An 18,133-nucleotide genomic window follows, 5' to 3' on the forward strand; every position below is an offset into this window, starting at 1 on the left:
TAAATTTCTATTCTTTTAATTAATTGATAGCAAAAGTACATACGCAAATGACAATTTCAGACGATGCGCAGACTCAGAATACCGTACTTCTCGGGCTTGATTATGGCGTGAAAAAAATGGGCATGGCATTAGGCAATACGGTCACACTTGATGCGCGCCCGTTTGAAATATTGGCCATGAATAATGGACAGCCAGCAGACTGGGACAACCTACTTGGCATCATCGACACGTGGAAGATCGGTAAGGTCGTGGTTGGTTTGCCACTGAATATGGATGGCAGTAGCTCAATGCTTGCCAAACGTGCTCATAAGTTTGCGCGCCGCTTAGCGCATCGTCTTGTAGAGCAGCATATGCAAGTTCCGGTACAACTGTTTGATGAGCGTTTAACGTCTATCGAAGCTCGTGAAATGGCGTGGGAGCTGGGTCTCATTAAAGATGACCGTGATCCGATTGATGACATATCAGCCTGTCTGTTGCTACGTACGTATTTCACTAACCCTAAATACGCACAAGATATTTCAACCTATCAGCATTTTTAGCGTAAAGCGTCCGATGTTCAGAACCTATTCAGCATCTATTTAGCAACTATTGGCCGCTTATTTAGCACCTATTCACTATCAACCCATCAATCAATGAAGCGCCTCAACATGAGTATAGAAAACAATCCGCATACACCTTCTGAGTCTAGCAATAGTATTGCTGGGTTTCCCCCACTGGCGATAAAGGCCTTACGTGGTGCCCAAAAGCTTAATAAATTCTCCATACTGTTAATTGTGTTAGCCATATTTGCGTTTGTGGTTTTTGGTACATTGGCAAGCTTAGAGATGTTTCATGGCAGTCGCAATTTATATTTACTGTTTCACTATTTACCCTATGTATTAGTGGCTTTGACCATACCGATGACATTGTACCAAGCATTTTTGGTGTATCGCTACCGTCTTAGTCAGCCCTCAATGCTGCTGACCAGTGTGGGCGGCGCAAGCTTATTATTAGTTATTTGCCTGCTTTTTTCGTTATCGGATTGGTTGTGGCTGGCAATGGCGGCGTGGATTGGCGTGGCTTATTGGTTTCAAGCCACCTTTAAGCGTTTTTTTAACTTTATATCTGCTCAAAGCGCCGTAAATACCCCCACTCGCTAATTAAAATGCAATTTACCTTATAGTTTTTTCTATTTAGTCATTCCTATTACCTATAATGAGACATACCATGACTGAGCCAAACACATCAAATATACAACATCATTTAGACACGCAAGGTCTTATCTGCCCTGAACCTGTTATGTTATTGCACCGCACCATTCGTAAGGCTTCAGGCGGCGAGCTTATTGAAGTCTTAGCCACTGACCCTGCCACCACTCGTGACATTCCTAACTTCTGTCGTCATTTAGGGCATACATTGATTGAAGAAACCAAAGCTGATAATGCCGACGGCGACAGCACTAATCACACTGACACCTTGTATCGTTATGTCATTCAAAAGAAGCAAAGTTAGAGGATTAAAACACTTGAGGGTCGGTTTAGTCATGAGTTGGTTGGCTGATTGGCTGATTGGTTGGTTAGATGGTTAGATGGTTAGATGGTTAGATGGTTAGATGGTTAGATGGTTAGTTAGTTGGTTAGTTGGTTAGTTGGCAAAATTTTAAGTGCTATACAGTAAGGAAATAAATGAAAGCTATCATAGGATTGTTGTTAACGTTACTCTTTTATAACTCTGCTCAAGCGGCTATGGCTTGTGAGTTAAATCTAATCAAAGATTTTGAAGACAAAATTGATCATCATACCCCTTCTTTAAGTCAAAAAGCTTTTAGAAAAATACATTATGACAATACAGAGATAAGAGACTTTTTGGCTGATAGCTTCTATCAGAGTAACGAATCGGCTATATGTAATATGGGTGGGCTTATGTATTATGGCGATGAGGCTTTAAGGCCTTTTGGGGTATTTGAGATAAAGTTTAAAGATTCTGAAGCAGCATCAACCGCTTTCACCCTCTCTCAAGACAAATATTACAATGTGATAGTCCCTAGAAAAATACCGAATTATTATACATTCTATCTTAAAGGCCAAAGTCTATTTGTGTTCAGAGTAGAGTACCACTTGCCCAAGATTACACATTAAGCTTATGTATAGCTTAAACTAAATAGTATTTAAGCTATGGCTAATATATGCTGAAACAGGTCTTAAATAGCGCTTTGATATAAACATCAATAAAAGATATGACAGCATAAGTTAGATTGAATTTTTTAGCACTTAAATAGGTGATAAGTATCAACAATGAGTCGTGAACGCGCCTTACAACCTAGACAGCCCAAAGCATTAGCCGTAGATGATGAAGCCGCTTATATCACTGAGTTTCGTCAGGCCATGCTCTCGCGTGGGCTATCAACCCGTACCCGTAATGCGTATGTGCGTGACCTAAAGCTTTGTGAGACAACCCATCCCAAAGCCCTAACCTTATGGACAGATACCGACGTCTTGCACTGTTTGTCAGTGCTTGATAAACAAGGGAAAACACCGCGAACCCAAGCGCGCATGCTATCAAGCTTACGTCAATTCTTCCTATGGATGGTGGGCAATGAGCGGCGAGAGGACAACCCTTGCGAGCGCATCAAAACCCCAAAGATAGGACGCGCTCTACCCAAAGACATGTCTGAATCGGACGTCGAAAACCTATTATCCGCCCCCGACACCAGCACCGCCATGGGGCTTCGAGATAAAGCCATGCTAGAGGTATTATATGCTTGCGGACTGCGGGTCAGCGAGCTGATGAATCTGTCATTAGAGCAAGTGAACCTCAATGCAGGCTGGCTACAAATCACAGGGAAAGGCAATAAAACTCGGCTGGTACCACTTGGCGAATATGCGAGTGAAGCGTTAGATGATTATCTCCAGCATGGCCGTAATGAGCTTGTGGCTCATCTTAAATCTGGCAACTGCCAAGCGGTATTTTTGACCACCCAAGGCGGCTATATGACCCGGCAAAACTTTTGGTATATGCTAAAAAAATACGCCAAACAAGCAGGCATCGACAGTGACATGTCACCCCATACCCTACGTCATGCCTTTGCCACCCACCTGCTCAATCACGGGGCAGACCTGCGTAGCGTGCAATTATTACTCGGTCATAGCGATTTATCAACCACACAGATTTACACTCATGTTGCCACGGCAAGACTACAACAGCTGCACGAAGCGCATCATCCGAGAGGGTAATTGGGATTAAAGATAACATTAGAAACTATTTATCAGAACATTTAAAGTGAACAACCTGTTTTTGCAATCTATTGTTTATCAAATTATGAGTAATTAAGTCCTATCAAAACAGGTGCAACCACTCAATGAATGTTAATCGTCGCAGTATATGTTTAAGTAGCTTAGTGTTTACTGTGCTACTAGTGGGAGGCTGTGCCACCCAGCCTATAGATTTAGTAGCCGAACACCCTACTACACACTCCCTTAAAGGACAAACTACGATAAAAGCCCTATCCTCACAGCAACAAAAACTCGCTTCCTTACTTATGTATAAATTTGATACTGGACAGAGCACGGAATATAAAGACAGTGTCATCTATCAAGGTGTCATGACGACAAATGGCATTATCATTGTGCCTGCACAATATGATAAGGTCATGCTCAATCCTTATTCTAATAGTTTAGGATCCGATGCTGTCTATGAGATTATAGGCATGGGTGGTAAAGATAAGGAATGGTATACAGCTGATATTTATGATTTGGATGGTAATCAACTTGAAAAAGATATTTTTATGCCGTCTTTAAGTGGTCTATCAACGGGTCCTTATATATTAACATTACAAGAAGGCATTTCATTATATGATATTGCAGACATAGCTAAGCAAAGGCTTGGGGAGGTAGAAGACAATTCAGTGTATCGACGCTTTATGGAACTTGAACTTATTCCACAGTATTCTGACCTATTACATCTACGCACACAAAAAAGAGTATCAATAGCGGGCAAAGGGTTCTATAAATTAATACATAATTTTAATCCTTCCTTATTACAATATGATAGGTTACCTGCTGTAAGTAGTGAAACTAGATTAACGGGTATTATCGATACAGATGGTAATTGGGTCGTGCCTCCTCAATATGAGCCTACATCAATCATGAAAACTATGCCAAAAGATCTCATTATGGTTGTCAAAAATAACGACTCTGCGGCCGAGTATTATCATTGTAATAGTTTTCTACGCATGAACAATACAACAAACCCCCCGAAGCCTTCAGACTTTGAAGTGGTTGGAAAGTTTTATAATTTTGAACAATACGTCAAGTCTAGCTTCGATAATCGTTACTATAGCCTAGCCAGTTCCTGCGGTGAAGACCCCCATAGTAGCAACTACGGACTGATAGATGATAAAGGCGAATGGGTCATCCCATCGCAAGATAACATTCAGTTAATATCCATACCTGATGCCCAAGGATTAATCACTTATCAAAACACCACCACTAAAACGGTAGGCGCCATGAACTTACAGGGTGAAATCGTCGTTCTTGACAAGTTCTATGCTCCACGACATGATAAAATCAGCTGGCAATTTGAAGTCGCCCCTACCCAGTTTGATACACATGGATTAATGGCTGTTAGCGATACTTTAGACAGTGATTATTACGGCTTCATTAACACCAAAAGTGAATGGGTCATACCTCCAACAAATATACCGCAGCTTAAAACCAACAATTATAACAGTTACGCGTTTAATAAATATGGTCTGGCATACAGCCATTTAGAGAAACCTAAAGGAAAGCTTAGGGTTATCAATATGGATGGTAATGATATTTATCCTGCATTACCAGGTACGATTAGCGAATTCAATGAGGCAGGATTTGCCCCATATCTCTCAATAGACGGTAAGCTTGGCGTCATTAACTTGCAAGGCGATATTGTCACCCAACCACAATTTGACAACACTCTTTATAAGCTCAATGACTACAACAAAATTTCACTTAAAATTATAAATAGGGCTGATGAAGTAGATAGCGAAACTATCAATAGTGAAAACAATTTCGATAGCGAAGAGATCACAGAATTAGTTGGTGTCATGGATAGCAACGGTAAAGTCGTCTTATCGCCAAAGTATAAAAACCTCACACTGGATAAAGACTATGCCATCTTTGAGACATTTAGTAGTAAGTATGGTGTCATTGATTATGAGCAAAACATACTATTGACTCCGCAATCTTATCCTATACGTCCGTTAACACTGGGTTCATCCATCACATTTGATACAGTATATCGACCGTAAGTAGGCATATTTTCATACTAATCAGCCAGCACTTACATCAGTTCTCATAAAAGATAATAACTATCCTCAGCACCGAGCACTTACTACTATTAAAATATATTGAACTCTTAATTTGAATAAACTTATCGTTTTATTAGGTCTGTTGTTATTTTTAATTGGTTTTACACTGAGAGTAAATGCTATGCAAGCTCCAGAAGAAAATAGTATAAATTTGATGAATTTTTGCAAAAAATAAATCTACTAAAGATGATTTTTAACCTGGGATAGCGCATGAGTCTATGCGTCCACTCTTAACTAAAAATAAACCAAATAGCGAAAGATTTTGAAGCAGTTGCTCATTCAGATAATACAACTGATAATGCCTATCAGCAAAATATTGGAATAGGGCTTGCAAGGTTCGATGATGTTTATATTGATTTGGATACTGAAGACCGAGAAAGAGTATGTGAACATATTGAGCAAATTATGGATATTGTAGGCTTAGAGAGCTCAGATGGTCAGCTGAATATGTGGCTATATGGATTCGATCCTACCTCTTTTAATAAATAATATTAGACCTTAAGCTTAAAAGTTATGCTTTAAGTTTTGTTATTAGTTAAGTCATATCTTGTTATACAAAGTTGCCTTGCGGTGCGGTTTAGCCCCGATTGAAGCGGATATCCTGCATGACAGAACGAGCTGCATGAGCAAGCTATGCGGTGGCTCACGAAGTAAGAGACATCGCATAGCGTACTCATGCCTCGTGCTGGATTGCAGATAGTAGCAAAAAGCGGGGAAAGCTACTGCGAGTCGTTTTTCACCAACTCATACACCACAAACCTAGCCTGAGTTTCAAAGCCTTGATCCTGTGCAGAGTGTAATAACGCTTCACGTTTTTCAGCGCGCGCACGATACGAATAAGGGGTCATGGTTAGCAGATCTGCCAACTGCTGCTCGTTTAAGGTCAATTTGGTATCGACCTTATGCGTATCAACCAGGGTAAAGTATGGTGTTAGCTCATCTAAAAACTTATCGGAGTCATGTGGGCGGACCGTATCAAAAAGTGCGGCTCGAACCGTTTGTAAATGCCCCTCGTCGGGCTTGGCAATGATAAGCCGTCCACCTGTTCTTAATACACGCGCAAACTCTTCGGGCAATATCGGACTAAAAATAGTACTTATACCATCAACACCACCAGCGGCTAATGGCAGTTGCGAGGCGCTGGCTACGATGGGGTAAATGGCAGGCAATGAGGGCAAAAGATCAATCATGATGCCCTGTGCCATAGCACTGATCGTGTGTTGCTTGGCTGTCTCAATTTGAGTCCACAACCCGCATTGCTGCTTTGCCGTCTTGGACAGCTGAACAACTGCAGGCTTGCTGATATCTACCGCAATCAAGCTGTTGGTATTTAAGACAGAGTTTGTCTTGAGTGCTTGAGCGATAGCTTGGGTGTAATAGCCCTCTCCGCAACCGATATCGAGCCAAATATTGCTGTATTGATTGCTGTCGTCTTTATTAGGTCTGGTGTTGGGCTTAGTATTAGTAGGCTTGGTATTGGTAGGCTTGGTATTGGTAGACTTAATAACAGGAACCGTAACATCGCCTGCCAACTTGGTAATCAACTGTTGCAACGGCTGATAATGACCTTGGTTTAAGAAACGGTGCCGCGCCTCAATGGAAGTTTGTGAGTCCCCCGGATCTTTGGACTTTTTGTTCTGCACAGGCAATAGATTAACGTAACCTTGCTTGGCCATATCAAAAGGATGTTGCATGCCTTTAGGGTTTAAATTACCTTTACAAAGCCATGTCATGGCATAAGGCGTTAGCGGCGACTGACAGTATGGGCATAAAAACTTAGGGTGCGTTAAGCACTCTGCTGCTGCCATGATAAAACTCCTGAAGACAAGTTTGGCGCTGGTGACATAATGATTAAAAAGATCGCCGCTATTAGAAGCTTGGAAGGTAGACGCTTAGAATGCGTACCTGTTTAGTTTGAATGCGTTTTAGTGCCAGTGTTTCATGATTTCGTTCACATAGTGCTGGTTCAATTCAACAAAGCGCTGAGTCGTTAGCTGACTTTGCCTATCGTCTGTATCTAAACGTGAGGTATCCTCGGAGCTGCTTGCATTGTATTGTGATTGAGACAGGTTCAACAAATCCACTATTTCATGGTTATCTGGCTGCGTACTACTGACATACATGTGCTCTATTGACTGGGTTTTAAAATGATTGAGCAGGCTTTGTAACTGTGTTTGTAGCGCGTCACGCTGGCTTTGAGTGGTTTGTGTATCAAAGAACGCTGTCTGCATGTCCGCCAAGGTGGTTTTTTCTAAATTCTCTAATATAACCTCGTGACTGGAAGCTTGGATCTCATCGGGCTGCTGCGCGATTAGCCAGCGCAGTAGTATCTTAAGCTCCATGACACTGTTTCTAAACTTATGCTCAGCATCGTTGCCAATTTGGGCAAAGCCTGACATTTGCTTTTCTAATATGGTTTTATTTAGCTCATTAACTTGATTTAAATTTAGAACAATCAGCTCGTCAACTCGGTCCTCGTGTTGCTCTTTGAACAGCGCGCTGGCGTCAGTATCAACTTTGCCGCTACTCACAAATTGACTGGCCAACTCATCTAGGCGTAGGATTGTATTTTCAGTTAGGTCTTTGACCAGCTCTTCTACTTTGGTCGCCAGATAAGGATGTGCCTCTTGTAGGTAAGGCAAATGGTTATACAGTTTATTTGTCGCTACTATTAGCTGCTCTAAATGCGCCGTTGGTGTTTTTGATAGCAGTATGGCCAGATGGTGACCCTGTCGATTGATATCTAAGGGCAGATCATAGTTTATAGTGACGACGGGTTCTGCAGCCACATCAACGGCAGAAACTTTAATGGCATCGAAGCTATCGAGTTGCGACTTCGGTGTATTTGGAGCTGTTGTATTTGAGGCTGTCTGTTTATTGTCTAGGTGTGGCTTGTCGGTTTTACGCTCTTGTGACTCAATTAACTTATTTGAGTTTAGGGCTTTGTTTGATAATTGAGCCGTCCAATATAAAGTGACAAGCGAAGTAAGGCCCAGTGCGGTAAATACACCGCCTGAGAATAACGCAACAAACGAGACTATCCCAATGACCCCGACACTATTATTTAAAGCAAGGGCTTTGTCTTTATAATTGAATGAATCGCTGAGACGGTAGCTGCCATATAGCAAGGTCGCTATATAAGGCACGCCCAATACAACCCCCATTGTGACGCCCCAAGATGCGATAATGGCGTATATAACCAAGCTTATGGCACTAAACTTTAAGCCAGCTTTAAAATTATCAACGTTGGCTATAAGCGCAGTTTGTGAGTCACTTGAGGTTGCTACCTCATAACGGTTGTCAGAAGTTGTTGTTAAGGCAGACCCATCCCTGAGCATCCATATGGCCAGTTTGTGATCGACAGTAGCTTTAACATTATCATTAGCATCATGCGCCGTCTTAAGCCTTAACAATTCTATATCGTCTGTCACATGCCCAAACGCCTTCAAACGCTCGTTTTGCCATGTCGTTAAAGTCTCTGATAATTCGGTTATGCCATTGTTTTCAAAATAGCGGATTAACCGCTCTTTACTGAGCAATAGCTCATAGTACGGTTTAAATTTTGCCAAATATAAATAGCCATCAACTTTTACTTGATTGGCAATCTTTCTTAGAGCATAGGCCGTTTCTGCATTCACCCCTTCACCGCTAAGATAAGAATCGGCAGTGGTTATAACGTCATTAGAGATGCGCGGAGAAGGATCAAAGTAGTCGAAAAATACCTTGATGGAGCTTGAAAAGGCAGACGGCGGTAGGTTGGCAAGTGATAGTTTTTGCAAAAATATGGGTTTACGATAGCTTTCTAACGCATAATAGATGGCTTGGGTGAGATCGTACAAACGCCGTCTGTCCCTAGCTGTCGCTGTGCTATCTTGAAACACCACATATAGCTCAGGCAATACCACTTGCTGCAAATCGTCGAGTAAATGCTGCCAACATACCAATGGACTAAACTTTGCATCAATATTTGGGTTCGATAATATCTGCTGATGTAGATTCACTATCGTTTTGGATAGCTGGGTTAATAATGCATTATAAGCGGTGGCCTGCTTTCGTGTAATGGCATCTGATGCCGCCTTACTCACTGGGTTTTTAGACAAATCTTTGGAGAGCATACGCTGACATCTCTAATCCTGTAGTTATATTCTTATAACAATATACCGCTTTTTATGGGTTAGGGTATATCTTATTTGGTGATACCGCTATTAATCCCAGTGCTTAAGTAGTTGGTCAATATACTGCTAAAACGGGTTAATAAAATATTATACAGATAAGCTTGCTGCTTGATTACAGGACCAACATGGTTACGCAGAATTGGGTTGTTCGTCCTACCATTAGAAATCAAAATCTATTACCTGAATATTTTTCTACCTTAACTTAAGCGTCATCAAACCGAGTACCACCAGTAAAATGGCCACAATCCAAAAGCGTACCACAACTTGGGTTTCTTTCCAGCCCAGCTCTTCAAAGTGATGATGTAAAGGCGCCATCAATAGCACACGTTTGCCGCGTAGTTTAAAAGACCCCACTTGCAATATCACCGATACCGCTTCTGCCACAAATAGACCACCCATGATGGCAAAAGCAATCTCTTGGCGTGTCATCACCGCCATTGTTCCAAGCATCGCTCCAAGTGCTAGTGCGCCTACGTCGCCCATAAAGACTTGGGCAGGATGGGCGTTGAACCATAGAAAACCTAACCCCGCGCCTATCATGGCAGCACAAACGATTGTTACCTCTGAATTATAAGCAATATAAGGAACATGCAGATACTCTGAGAATCTGACATCCCCAGATACATAAGCAAAAGCACCTAATCCTGCGGCAACAAATACCACAGGCAATATTGCCAAGCCATCCAAACCATCGGTTAGATTTACCGCATTGGATGACCCATTGATGACGAAGTAAGTAAAGATGATGAACCCTATGCCCAGAGGAACGGCTGAAAATGGAATCATCCAATTTTTAAAGACGGGAATTAGTAAATCTTGCATTGCTCGTGTGGTCGCAACATCTGGCTGCTGTGTGGCAATATAATACAATGAGACGCCTACAAATAAAGCTCCTATCGATAACCAAAAATACTTTTTACGAGCAATGAGACCTTTAGGGTCTTTATATTTGATTTTTAGCCAGTCATCTGCCCAGCCTACACCGCCAAATATAAGCATAACGATGATTAATATCCAAACGTACGGGTTGGCGAGATCAGCCCAGCACAAGGTAGCAAAGCCTATTGAGCTTAAAATCAGCACCCCGCCCATCGTAGGCGTACCTGTTTTGGCCAAATGTGATTTTGGACCATCATCACGTACGGCTTGTCCGTACTTTAAGCGTCGTAAATATCGAATAGTACGCGGGCCTAAAACAAGGCTGGATGTTAGGGCGGTGATCACCGCTAGCAATGCACGTAAGGTAAGAGAAGAAACCGCTGAAAACGGTGAATAGAATTGACTTAACCAACTGTCAAATAACCAATATAACACCGCTTACTCCTCAATTACTTTTAATTTCTTATCACTCATAAATTTTAATGGCTAGTTGAATGACGTATGAATAAGTCTTGGTTTGCCCAAAATTAAAACGCTAACTCTTTAAAAACTAATTCTTAGAAAGCTAACTATTACAACGCTAATGATGGAAACACGAACTTTAATTATCGCAATAAATGGCCGCGGATTAAACAAATCACATCTATTTCACTAAAAAAACACAGTAACAAACCCTGATATAAATACGCATCCCTTTATATACAGTTTTTAGGTGCTGATTTGGCGCTACAGTGTTATAAGACACCGATAAATAGTGATGATATCTAGATCAAAGCGGGGTCTTGCACTAAGTCATTTATAAGTGTTTCCATTGTGGCGCTACGAGACCCTTTAAATAATAAGGTGCACGTCTGTCCCTTATCTCTTTTCGCAATTAGCACATTATATAGATGCTGATATAATGCCGCTTTGATTTCAAAAGCGTGTGCAATCATTACACCACTGGATGCTGGATTTGAACCTACTGGCGGCATAGCGTCTGCGTCAGATGCTATTACCGATTGCTGACTATCAGAAATTGAGCTATTAGACAGCGCACCGCTTACCGTATCTGCAGCAAATTCGCCCACACATAACAACATATCCACTGATTTGTTCGCAATGGCTTGACCTAGCTCAAAATGTTCGCGCTGTGCGGCATCTCCAAGCTCTCCGATGTCACCCAGTATCAAAATTTTAAATCCTTGCTGGGCTGCCAATACTTCTGCAGCAGCGCGTACTGAGTTAGGGTTGGCATTGTAGGTGTCATCAATAATATGATGTCGACCCAATGTTTGACGCCCCAAACGGCCTTTGCTAGATTCTGACTGATTTAAACCTGCCACAATGGTGTCAAGCTCAATACCTACTGAATAGGCACAAGCTGCAGCCGCAAGCGCATTACTAACATTATGTAGTCCCGCCATCGGCAGGTTTACAGGCAAGGCGGTAACGTTAGTACTGATGCTGCCAACACTACCGTTATCGTTGTCGTTGTCGTTGTCGTTGTCATTGTTGTCATCATCACTATCAGCCTTGTCACTGCTAGTGATCTTATTACTGTTGCTGGACTTATTAAAGACGTTTTCAGCACGCATTATAGAGGATGAGACCTGTAGCGTAAATGCGCAATGCGTTGCGGATGCGTCAATGTCAGTAGCAAAGACATCTGGCGTATCGCTCAATGTCGATAATGCATCTGGTTGAGCGCCAAAATAAACAACATTTTGTGTATATTGTTTGGCAGTTTTGGCAAGATCGTCTTTATAGTCATCATTAAAAGGTACTACCGCCACTGCATCTGCGGTTAAGGGCTGATAAATCTCGGCCTTAGTTTTGGCGATATTATCTCTACCCCCAAATTCGCCCAAATGAGCCGTACCTATGTTTAAAATACAGGCCACGTCAGGTTTGACCATATCAGCAGTGTAGGCGATTTCACCGACATGATTGGCGCCCAATTCTAATACAGCATAGCGGTGCTGATCTGACAACTCCAATAGCATCATAGGCACGCCGTAATCATTGTTTAGATTACCGCGTGTTACTAAAGTTATTATGCTCTGAGTCTGAGATACAGCTTTTTGTGAAACAGTATCTTGAGATACGGTTTGGGCAAGATTATCGCCAGATTCAAACGAGTCGTTTACTGATACGTTGCGGCTATCTTGCTTCGCCAGTTTGAACTGCTGCTGATAAAAAATATTGCGTAGCATTTCTTTGACCGTAGTTTTACCGCTTGAACCAGTAATGGCGATAATTCTTAAATCTTTATGCTGCTCGCGGCGATAGGCCGCAATGTGACCAAAAGCTAGGCGGGTATCATCAACTTTTAACTGCGCAATAGAGACATTGGGATCAATACGACTGACAATAACAGCCACGGCGCCTTTATCGGCTGCATCACTTACGAACTGATGACCATCAAATTTATCCCCTACGATGGCCAAATATATATCACCTGACTTAATCTTTCGCGTATCGGTGATGATACGGGTGGCTTGAATGTTAGTGTGTTGACTACCGCCGCTCCATTGCCCGTTTAGCGCATTCGTCGCGGCCAATAGGTGATCGTTATCCCAAACAAACAAACCGGAGTCCGTTTCAGTCATTGAAGAGATATTAGAAGTATTAGAGATATTAGAGGTAATTAGGCTATTAGGCATATTAGGAGTATGAGTGCTGTTGTTTTTACTGATATTTTTACTAGATTTGATAGGGTTATGATTGCTGATTGAGTGGTGACTATTGTTATTGTCCGCTGATGTCATCTTACTGGTTTCTCATATGATTAGGACGATGTATGGTTGATTTATGGTTGTCATAGCCACATTCACTAAGTACTGTGGTTAGTTTAAATAGACCCTATGCTTTAAGTGCGTTTTTCAAAACTTCGCGATCATCAAAGTCATAACGTACACCTTTGATTTCTTGATAGGTTTCATGACCCTTACCGGCAATCACGACGATGTCTTCTACACCTGCGTGCGCTACTGCAAATGCAATCGCTTTTCTGCGGTCAGCTATAACGTGCGTTTTAGCATGCTGTATATCACTCATACCTTGCTGCATGTCGTTTAAAATAAGTAAAGGATCTTCACTACGCGGATTGTCTGAGGTCAGAATCACTTTATCAGCTACTGAAAGCCCCGCCTGCGCCATAAGTGGCCGCTTACCGCTATCACGATCCCCGCCACATCCAAATAAGGCCCATAACTCCCCTCGGCAATGTAACTTCAAGCTATTAAGAACTTGGGTTAAGGCATCTGGCGTATGTGCATAATCAATAATAAACACACCTTGATTATTTGGTTGTTCTGAATTCGTTTCTGAACTCGTTTCTAAATTAGGCTGTTCTAATTCAACACGCTGCATTCGCCCGCTTGCCCCTTGTAGCTGAATCACCAGCTGCGGCATGGCTTTTACATCAATCCCTAGGGCAAGACCCGTCTCCATTGCCGCCAATACATTTGCGACATTAAATCGTCCTAACAAAGGGCTGTGAACCTGCATAGTACCATCAGGCGTATCAATTTGTATATCCACCCCTTTTAAGCTTGGTCGTATATCTTTTGCAATGAAGTAAGCATCTATTGAATTTGTATCAGCTTTTCTTATAGCGTCACTATTGTTGTTAGCGATTTTGCCCAGACCAGAGTTTGCATCGAGACTATACACCCATACCTTGAGATTTGACTCAGAGGCTGTCTTTATCATTAAGGGCGCAAACTCATCATCACCATTAATAATGGCATGGGTTAATAGTGGAAAGTAGTTTTTATCAAACAAACGCGCTTTGGTTTTGGCGTAGTCATCCATATCGGGATGGTAATCTAGATGATCTCGACTTAGATTCGTATACACTGCTACTGAGACAGGCACGCCTTGTAAGCGCTGCTGATCCAAACCGTGTGAACTGGCTTCTAAGCATAAGACTTCTATGCCCTCGTTTTGCATTTGACGTAAAAAGCTCTGTACTGCCAAGGCATCTCCAGTGGTATGGCTGGCTTGAATCAAGTGATTTAAGCGGCCATTGCCAGCCGTACCCATCACGGCGGTATCAGATATGCCTTCAACCCCAGACTTTTGGCACAATTGTGCGATAAGCTGTGTAATTGTGGTTTTGCCGTTGGTCCCAGTCACGGCAACAACCAAAGGCAACTGATTTGCCAAATCTTCAGCAGAGTTAATCGTCGCAAGTTGATCTGACGGCAGTAGACTCAGCTGTATTAAGGTACCAAGAACTTCGCGTAGTCTGGGCACCACTATTATTGGACAGGTATTTTTATGCTGTGTGGGCTTATTTGCATCTTTCAAATAATCGCCACTGTTTGAATCTTTATCTAAAGAGACACCCAAACTTTCAGCGTCTATTTCAGTCAGGATAAATGCCGCTTGCTTTGAGGCAGATTGCGCATACTGCTTGCTTTTTTCAATGGGCTGAGTATGGCTTTTTAATAACACAAACGCTCGTTTGGATTGAGTTGATGCTTGAATTGGCTGAAGTGGCAAATTGGACTCACTTTGAGCTACATTGCGACTGTCTAAGACAAACTCAGAAAATTCAATAGTTTCAGCCTCATCTGGGCTGAGTTGACTAAGTAGGGCTTCGAATATAGGCGTATGATTGGGCAATACTCGCATCGCAACCTGTATTATCTCAATTAACGTATGCCCACCCTTTGAAGACTGGGGTGCAGAGGGCTTGGAGATAAGGGCGTCATTTGAAATATTGATCACCATACAGTTACCTTAGTCGTTACCACTTAATTTATTTGGTCGTTGCGTTTATCGGTTCGTTGCGTTTATTGGTTCGTTACGTTTATTTAGTCGATACCGCTCCATTAGATAGAATCGTTTTGGATAGCGGGTTAATTTGGGTAGCCGATTAATCAAGGTAGACGTTTAGTATAATCGCATTGATTGGTCATATAATACGTAGTATTAGTATTAGTATTAGCGATTAAAAAATGGCTTATCATAAGTAGCTTATGACACAAAAGGCAAACCCATCTTTTTTACATTTTAAACTACTGCTGAGCATTTAAAGAGCTATCCAGTAACGGTTTATCAAGAGGAACATTATATAAACGAAGCGCCTCTTGCATAACGTTTTTGAATACAGGCGCTGCAACCAAACCTGCATAGTAAGTCTTACGAGGGTCTTCTACCAATATAACGGTCGCCAGTCGCGGATTAGACACAGGCGCTATGCCCGCGAAAACCGTTCGGTACTGATCGCTATAATACCCGCCACTTGGATTAACACGTCGAGAAGTCCCCGTTTTACCTGCCACACGGTACCCATCTATTGCTGCTCTAGTGCCTGTACCACCTTTTTGAGTCACCGTTTCCATCATTTTGACCACTGACATTGCCTGATCTTCACTGATGATGCGTTTACCCGGTACTTTTTGGTCTTGCTTGATTAAGGTCAAAGGATGCATAACTCCGCCTGCACCTAATGCGGCATATGCTTGGGCGATTTGAGCCAAAGTAACCTGCAAGCCATAGCCATAGCTTAAAGTTGCTCGGCGTGAGGTTTCTTTCTCTTTTGGTGTAGGCACTATTCCTGACTGCTCCCCAGGGAATTGCAGTGCGGTTTTGGTGCCAAAGCCAAATTTCTTTTGCATACTGGTAATGCCGTCTGGCGGTAGCGATAATGCAATTTTAGTCGAGGCCACGTTACTGGATTTTTGAATCAAAGTGGCCATATTGATGGTGCCTAAATTATTATGATCGCGGATCGTGTAGCCCCTGACTCTTATCGAGCCTGGACTGGTATTTATTAACGAATGCTCCGTGTATTTGCCCGAATCTAATGCTGCAGCGACGGTAATAGGTTTCATTACAGACCCAGGTTCGAACACATCAAGCACCGCACGGTTTCGCTGATTATTACCTGTCATCTCGTTTAGGTTGTTATTGTTAAATGCAGGCCATGTTGATAAGGCAAGCACCTCACCTGTATGCACATCCACCACCATACCTGTCGACCATCGTGCTTCTTGCACACGCCCTACACGCTCAAGCTCTTTATATAACAAGTATTGCAGACGTGAATCAATAGACAACGTCACATCTTCACCCGGAATCATGGGTTTGATCTGTTCAAGCTCTTCAATACTATGTTGATAACGGTCTTTTAGAATTAAAACCTTGCCATCTTCGCCAGCAAGCTTGCTTTGATACTGCCGCTCGATACCAGCACGGCCTTCATACCCACTCTCAGGATCATTAGCGTTATAACCCATAAATCCTAAAAGCTGCGCATTAGGCTGCGGCTGCGGGTAATAGCGCCTAAATTCTTGTTTTTCATACACCCCTTTAAAATCCAGCGCCATAACGGCATCTGCAATCTCGGGCGTTACTTTATTAAGAAGCGGTACATAGTGAGAACCGGCGCCTTTAGGTAAAGCTGCTTTGACCACATCTTCATCGTCATAAGCGATATTGTCTTTTATATCTACAGCGCGCTCTAAGCGCTCTAACGAGACGCCCGAAGCATTTGCTAATCGTGCCAAATCCATACTCTCTAATCGGGTATGTAAGCGCTCTAGTGCGGTGGGATTGTTTTTATTAATCTCAATGCGTCTGAGCAAATCATAATATGCCAATGCATAATCATGCGGACTAAAAGAAACACTAGATAATGGCGCGCTAATAGCAAGGGGCTGATTGTTTCTATCGGTAATCATACCACGATATGATCGCTGGGTACGCTCGCTTGTGATAATCTGATTGCCCTTCGCCATAAGCTCATCTGCTTTGAATATTTGTAGCTGGAATGCCCGAGTCACCAGTGCTACAAGCAACAAGAAGGCGATCAACCACACCACATGGAAACGGGTTTTATCATCTTCAACACCGCCTCGAGTCGTTGCCCCGCCTTTTTTACCAAAGAAGGGTTTGCCGCGCTGCTTGATACTGGTATAAGGGGCGCTACTGTCGTATTCTTTTTGCCAGAATTTTAATTTTCCCAGCTTTTTGGGGGCAGTGTTTTTGCCAGTGGTTTTGGATCTAGTGTTACTTTTATTATTACCTTTAGCGCTACTTTTTTTAGAAGTTGAGCTAGCTTTAGCTGTGGTCAAAGGTTCGGTGACCTTACCGTGCATAGGCTGGCTATCGACTTTTGAGCGTTTAGCTGATGTGGACTTTTTGCGTTTGATTGTGGTCTTAGAAGGCTTTTTACTCATCTTGGCCTCCTTGGGTCAGCTCATCTGATTGCTGCATGGTGATTCGGTCGTCAACGTTTAGCCTGTCCCCTTGAGTTGATGCCATCGGCTGTAGAATAAGCTTATCTTTTGTTGAGGGTGAAAACATACCAAGCTGGGTAACAGCACGGCTTGCAATTTGCGGAGTGGCGCTAAAGGTTTGCTGCTCAATAATTAATCGCTGATTCTCAATTTGTAAATTACGGTGAGCAACCTTCATTTTTTGCAATTTCATATAGTCATTATGGTATTGCTGTACCTGTTCAGCGGTTAATACAGCGGTCCAAATAATGCCCACTGCTAACACAAACATAACCAAGGGATAAATACGATTGGCACGAAACCGATTCGCTAGAATATCTGTTAATTCTAGCGATGCTGAGTCTTGATCGTCTTGGATCTGTTTATTACGGTCTGTCATATGCTTTATGTTAGCGCTTTTTTTTTGATGCGACGTACTTAATGACAGTGCAGCATCGTTTACTTTAGAGGACTTCATTGACTTAACCATATCACTCTTTGGAGGTCCTATCTTATGCTTTTTCCTCGCAATATCTGCATCT

The 18,133-nt window shown here is 42.4% G+C and carries 14 protein-coding genes; 7 read left to right on the plus strand and 7 right to left on the minus strand.

What is annotated here, in order from left to right; all coding sequences use genetic code 11:
* The first annotated feature begins 47 nt into the window (after nucleotides 1-47).
* The 7 genes from ruvX (at nucleotide 48) to AC2SLP_RS02960 (ending at nucleotide 5,812) form a co-directional block, all read left to right on the plus strand.
* Nucleotides 48-539: a Holliday junction resolvase RuvX gene (gene ruvX, locus AC2SLP_RS02930; RefSeq protein ID WP_486535143.1), complete on the plus strand. Its 492-nt coding sequence runs from the start codon at nucleotides 48-50 to the stop codon at nucleotides 537-539.
* 108 nt (nucleotides 540-647) lie between these two features.
* Nucleotides 648-1,139, plus strand: coding sequence for a hypothetical protein (locus AC2SLP_RS02935; protein WP_486535144.1), 492 nt, complete (start codon nucleotides 648-650; stop codon nucleotides 1,137-1,139).
* 67 nt (nucleotides 1,140-1,206) lie between these two features.
* Nucleotides 1,207-1,491 carry a sulfurtransferase TusA gene (tusA, locus tag AC2SLP_RS02940; protein ID WP_486535145.1) on the plus strand — a complete coding sequence of 95 codons (285 nt, stop codon included), beginning with the start codon at nucleotides 1,207-1,209 and terminating at the stop codon, nucleotides 1,489-1,491.
* A 173-nt stretch (nucleotides 1,492-1,664) separates the two neighbouring features.
* Nucleotides 1,665-2,117, plus strand: coding sequence for a hypothetical protein (locus AC2SLP_RS02945; protein WP_486535146.1), 453 nt, complete (start codon nucleotides 1,665-1,667; stop codon nucleotides 2,115-2,117).
* Nucleotides 2,118-2,273: 156 nt separating this feature from the next.
* Nucleotides 2,274-3,212 carry a site-specific tyrosine recombinase XerD gene (gene xerD, locus AC2SLP_RS02950; protein WP_486535147.1) on the plus strand — a complete coding sequence of 313 codons (939 nt, stop codon included), beginning with the start codon at nucleotides 2,274-2,276 and terminating at the stop codon, nucleotides 3,210-3,212.
* A gap of 125 nt (nucleotides 3,213-3,337) precedes the next feature.
* On the plus strand, nucleotides 3,338-5,263 hold the full coding sequence (locus tag AC2SLP_RS02955; RefSeq protein WP_486535148.1) for a WG repeat-containing protein: 1,926 nt from the start codon (nucleotides 3,338-3,340) through the stop codon (nucleotides 5,261-5,263).
* Nucleotides 5,264-5,572: 309 nt separating this feature from the next.
* Nucleotides 5,573-5,812: a DUF4844 domain-containing protein gene (locus AC2SLP_RS02960; RefSeq protein WP_486535260.1), complete on the plus strand. Its 240-nt coding sequence runs from the start codon at nucleotides 5,573-5,575 to the stop codon at nucleotides 5,810-5,812.
* Between the two features lie 230 nt (nucleotides 5,813-6,042).
* Here the strand turns inward: AC2SLP_RS02960 and AC2SLP_RS02965 are convergent, their stop codons facing one another.
* The 7 genes from AC2SLP_RS02965 to ftsL all read right to left on the minus strand — a co-directional run bounded on the left by AC2SLP_RS02965 (nucleotide 6,043) and on the right by ftsL (nucleotide 18,081).
* Complete coding sequence (locus AC2SLP_RS02965; protein WP_486535149.1) at nucleotides 6,043-7,131, minus strand: putative RNA methyltransferase; 1,089 nt, start codon at nucleotides 7,129-7,131, stop codon at nucleotides 6,043-6,045.
* A 117-nt stretch (nucleotides 7,132-7,248) separates the two neighbouring features.
* Nucleotides 7,249-9,438 carry a hypothetical protein gene (locus AC2SLP_RS02970; protein ID WP_486535150.1) on the minus strand — a complete coding sequence of 730 codons (2,190 nt, stop codon included), beginning with the start codon at nucleotides 9,436-9,438 and terminating at the stop codon, nucleotides 7,249-7,251.
* A 252-nt stretch (nucleotides 9,439-9,690) separates the two neighbouring features.
* Nucleotides 9,691-10,812, minus strand: a complete 1,122-nt coding sequence (mraY, locus tag AC2SLP_RS02975) for a phospho-N-acetylmuramoyl-pentapeptide-transferase (protein ID WP_486535151.1) — start codon at nucleotides 10,810-10,812, stop codon at nucleotides 9,691-9,693.
* Between the two features lie 329 nt (nucleotides 10,813-11,141).
* Nucleotides 11,142-12,968, minus strand: coding sequence for a UDP-N-acetylmuramoyl-tripeptide--D-alanyl-D-alanine ligase (locus AC2SLP_RS02980; RefSeq protein WP_486535261.1), 1,827 nt, complete (start codon nucleotides 12,966-12,968; stop codon nucleotides 11,142-11,144).
* A gap of 253 nt (nucleotides 12,969-13,221) precedes the next feature.
* The gene (locus AC2SLP_RS02985; protein ID WP_486535152.1) at nucleotides 13,222-15,099 is read right to left on the minus strand and encodes a UDP-N-acetylmuramoyl-L-alanyl-D-glutamate--2,6-diaminopimelate ligase; all 1,878 of its coding nucleotides are present in this window, start codon (nucleotides 15,097-15,099) and stop codon (nucleotides 13,222-13,224) included.
* A gap of 287 nt (nucleotides 15,100-15,386) precedes the next feature.
* On the minus strand, nucleotides 15,387-17,552 hold the full coding sequence (locus AC2SLP_RS02990) for a peptidoglycan D,D-transpeptidase FtsI family protein (RefSeq protein ID WP_486535153.1): 2,166 nt from the start codon (nucleotides 17,550-17,552) through the stop codon (nucleotides 15,387-15,389).
* Complete coding sequence (gene ftsL / locus AC2SLP_RS02995) at nucleotides 17,545-18,081, minus strand: cell division protein FtsL (protein WP_486535154.1); 537 nt, start codon at nucleotides 18,079-18,081, stop codon at nucleotides 17,545-17,547. Before ftsL ends, AC2SLP_RS02990 begins: the two co-directional genes overlap by 8 nt.
* Nucleotides 18,082-18,133: the final 52 nt, after the last annotated feature.

This window comes from Psychrobacter sp. CX21, from assembly GCF_057396255.1.

What these genes read in the sequence shown, in the direction of transcription:
- AC2SLP_RS02945 (WP_486535146.1), top strand. Translation starts at nt 1,665, where the DNA reads ATGAAAGCTATCATAGGATTGTTGTTAACGTTACTCTTTTATAACTCT.
- ftsL (WP_486535154.1), bottom strand. Translation starts at nt 18,081, where the DNA reads ATGGTTAAGTCAATGAAGTCCTCTAAAGTAAACGATGCTGCACTGTCA.
- ruvX (WP_486535143.1), top strand. Translation starts at nt 48, where the DNA reads ATGACAATTTCAGACGATGCGCAGACTCAGAATACCGTACTTCTCGGG.
- AC2SLP_RS02990 (WP_486535153.1), bottom strand. Translation starts at nt 17,552, where the DNA reads ATGAGTAAAAAGCCTTCTAAGACCACAATCAAACGCAAAAAGTCCACA.
- AC2SLP_RS02985 (WP_486535152.1), bottom strand. Translation starts at nt 15,099, where the DNA reads ATGGTGATCAATATTTCAAATGACGCCCTTATCTCCAAGCCCTCTGCA.
- AC2SLP_RS02965 (WP_486535149.1), bottom strand. Translation starts at nt 7,131, where the DNA reads ATGGCAGCAGCAGAGTGCTTAACGCACCCTAAGTTTTTATGCCCATAC.
- AC2SLP_RS02935 (WP_486535144.1), top strand. Translation starts at nt 648, where the DNA reads ATGAGTATAGAAAACAATCCGCATACACCTTCTGAGTCTAGCAATAGT.
- xerD (WP_486535147.1), top strand. Translation starts at nt 2,274, where the DNA reads ATGAGTCGTGAACGCGCCTTACAACCTAGACAGCCCAAAGCATTAGCC.
- tusA (WP_486535145.1), top strand. Translation starts at nt 1,207, where the DNA reads ATGACTGAGCCAAACACATCAAATATACAACATCATTTAGACACGCAA.
- AC2SLP_RS02970 (WP_486535150.1), bottom strand. Translation starts at nt 9,438, where the DNA reads ATGCTCTCCAAAGATTTGTCTAAAAACCCAGTGAGTAAGGCGGCATCA.
- AC2SLP_RS02955 (WP_486535148.1), top strand. Translation starts at nt 3,338, where the DNA reads ATGAATGTTAATCGTCGCAGTATATGTTTAAGTAGCTTAGTGTTTACT.
- AC2SLP_RS02980 (WP_486535261.1), bottom strand. Translation starts at nt 12,968, where the DNA reads ATGACTGAAACGGACTCCGGTTTGTTTGTTTGGGATAACGATCACCTA.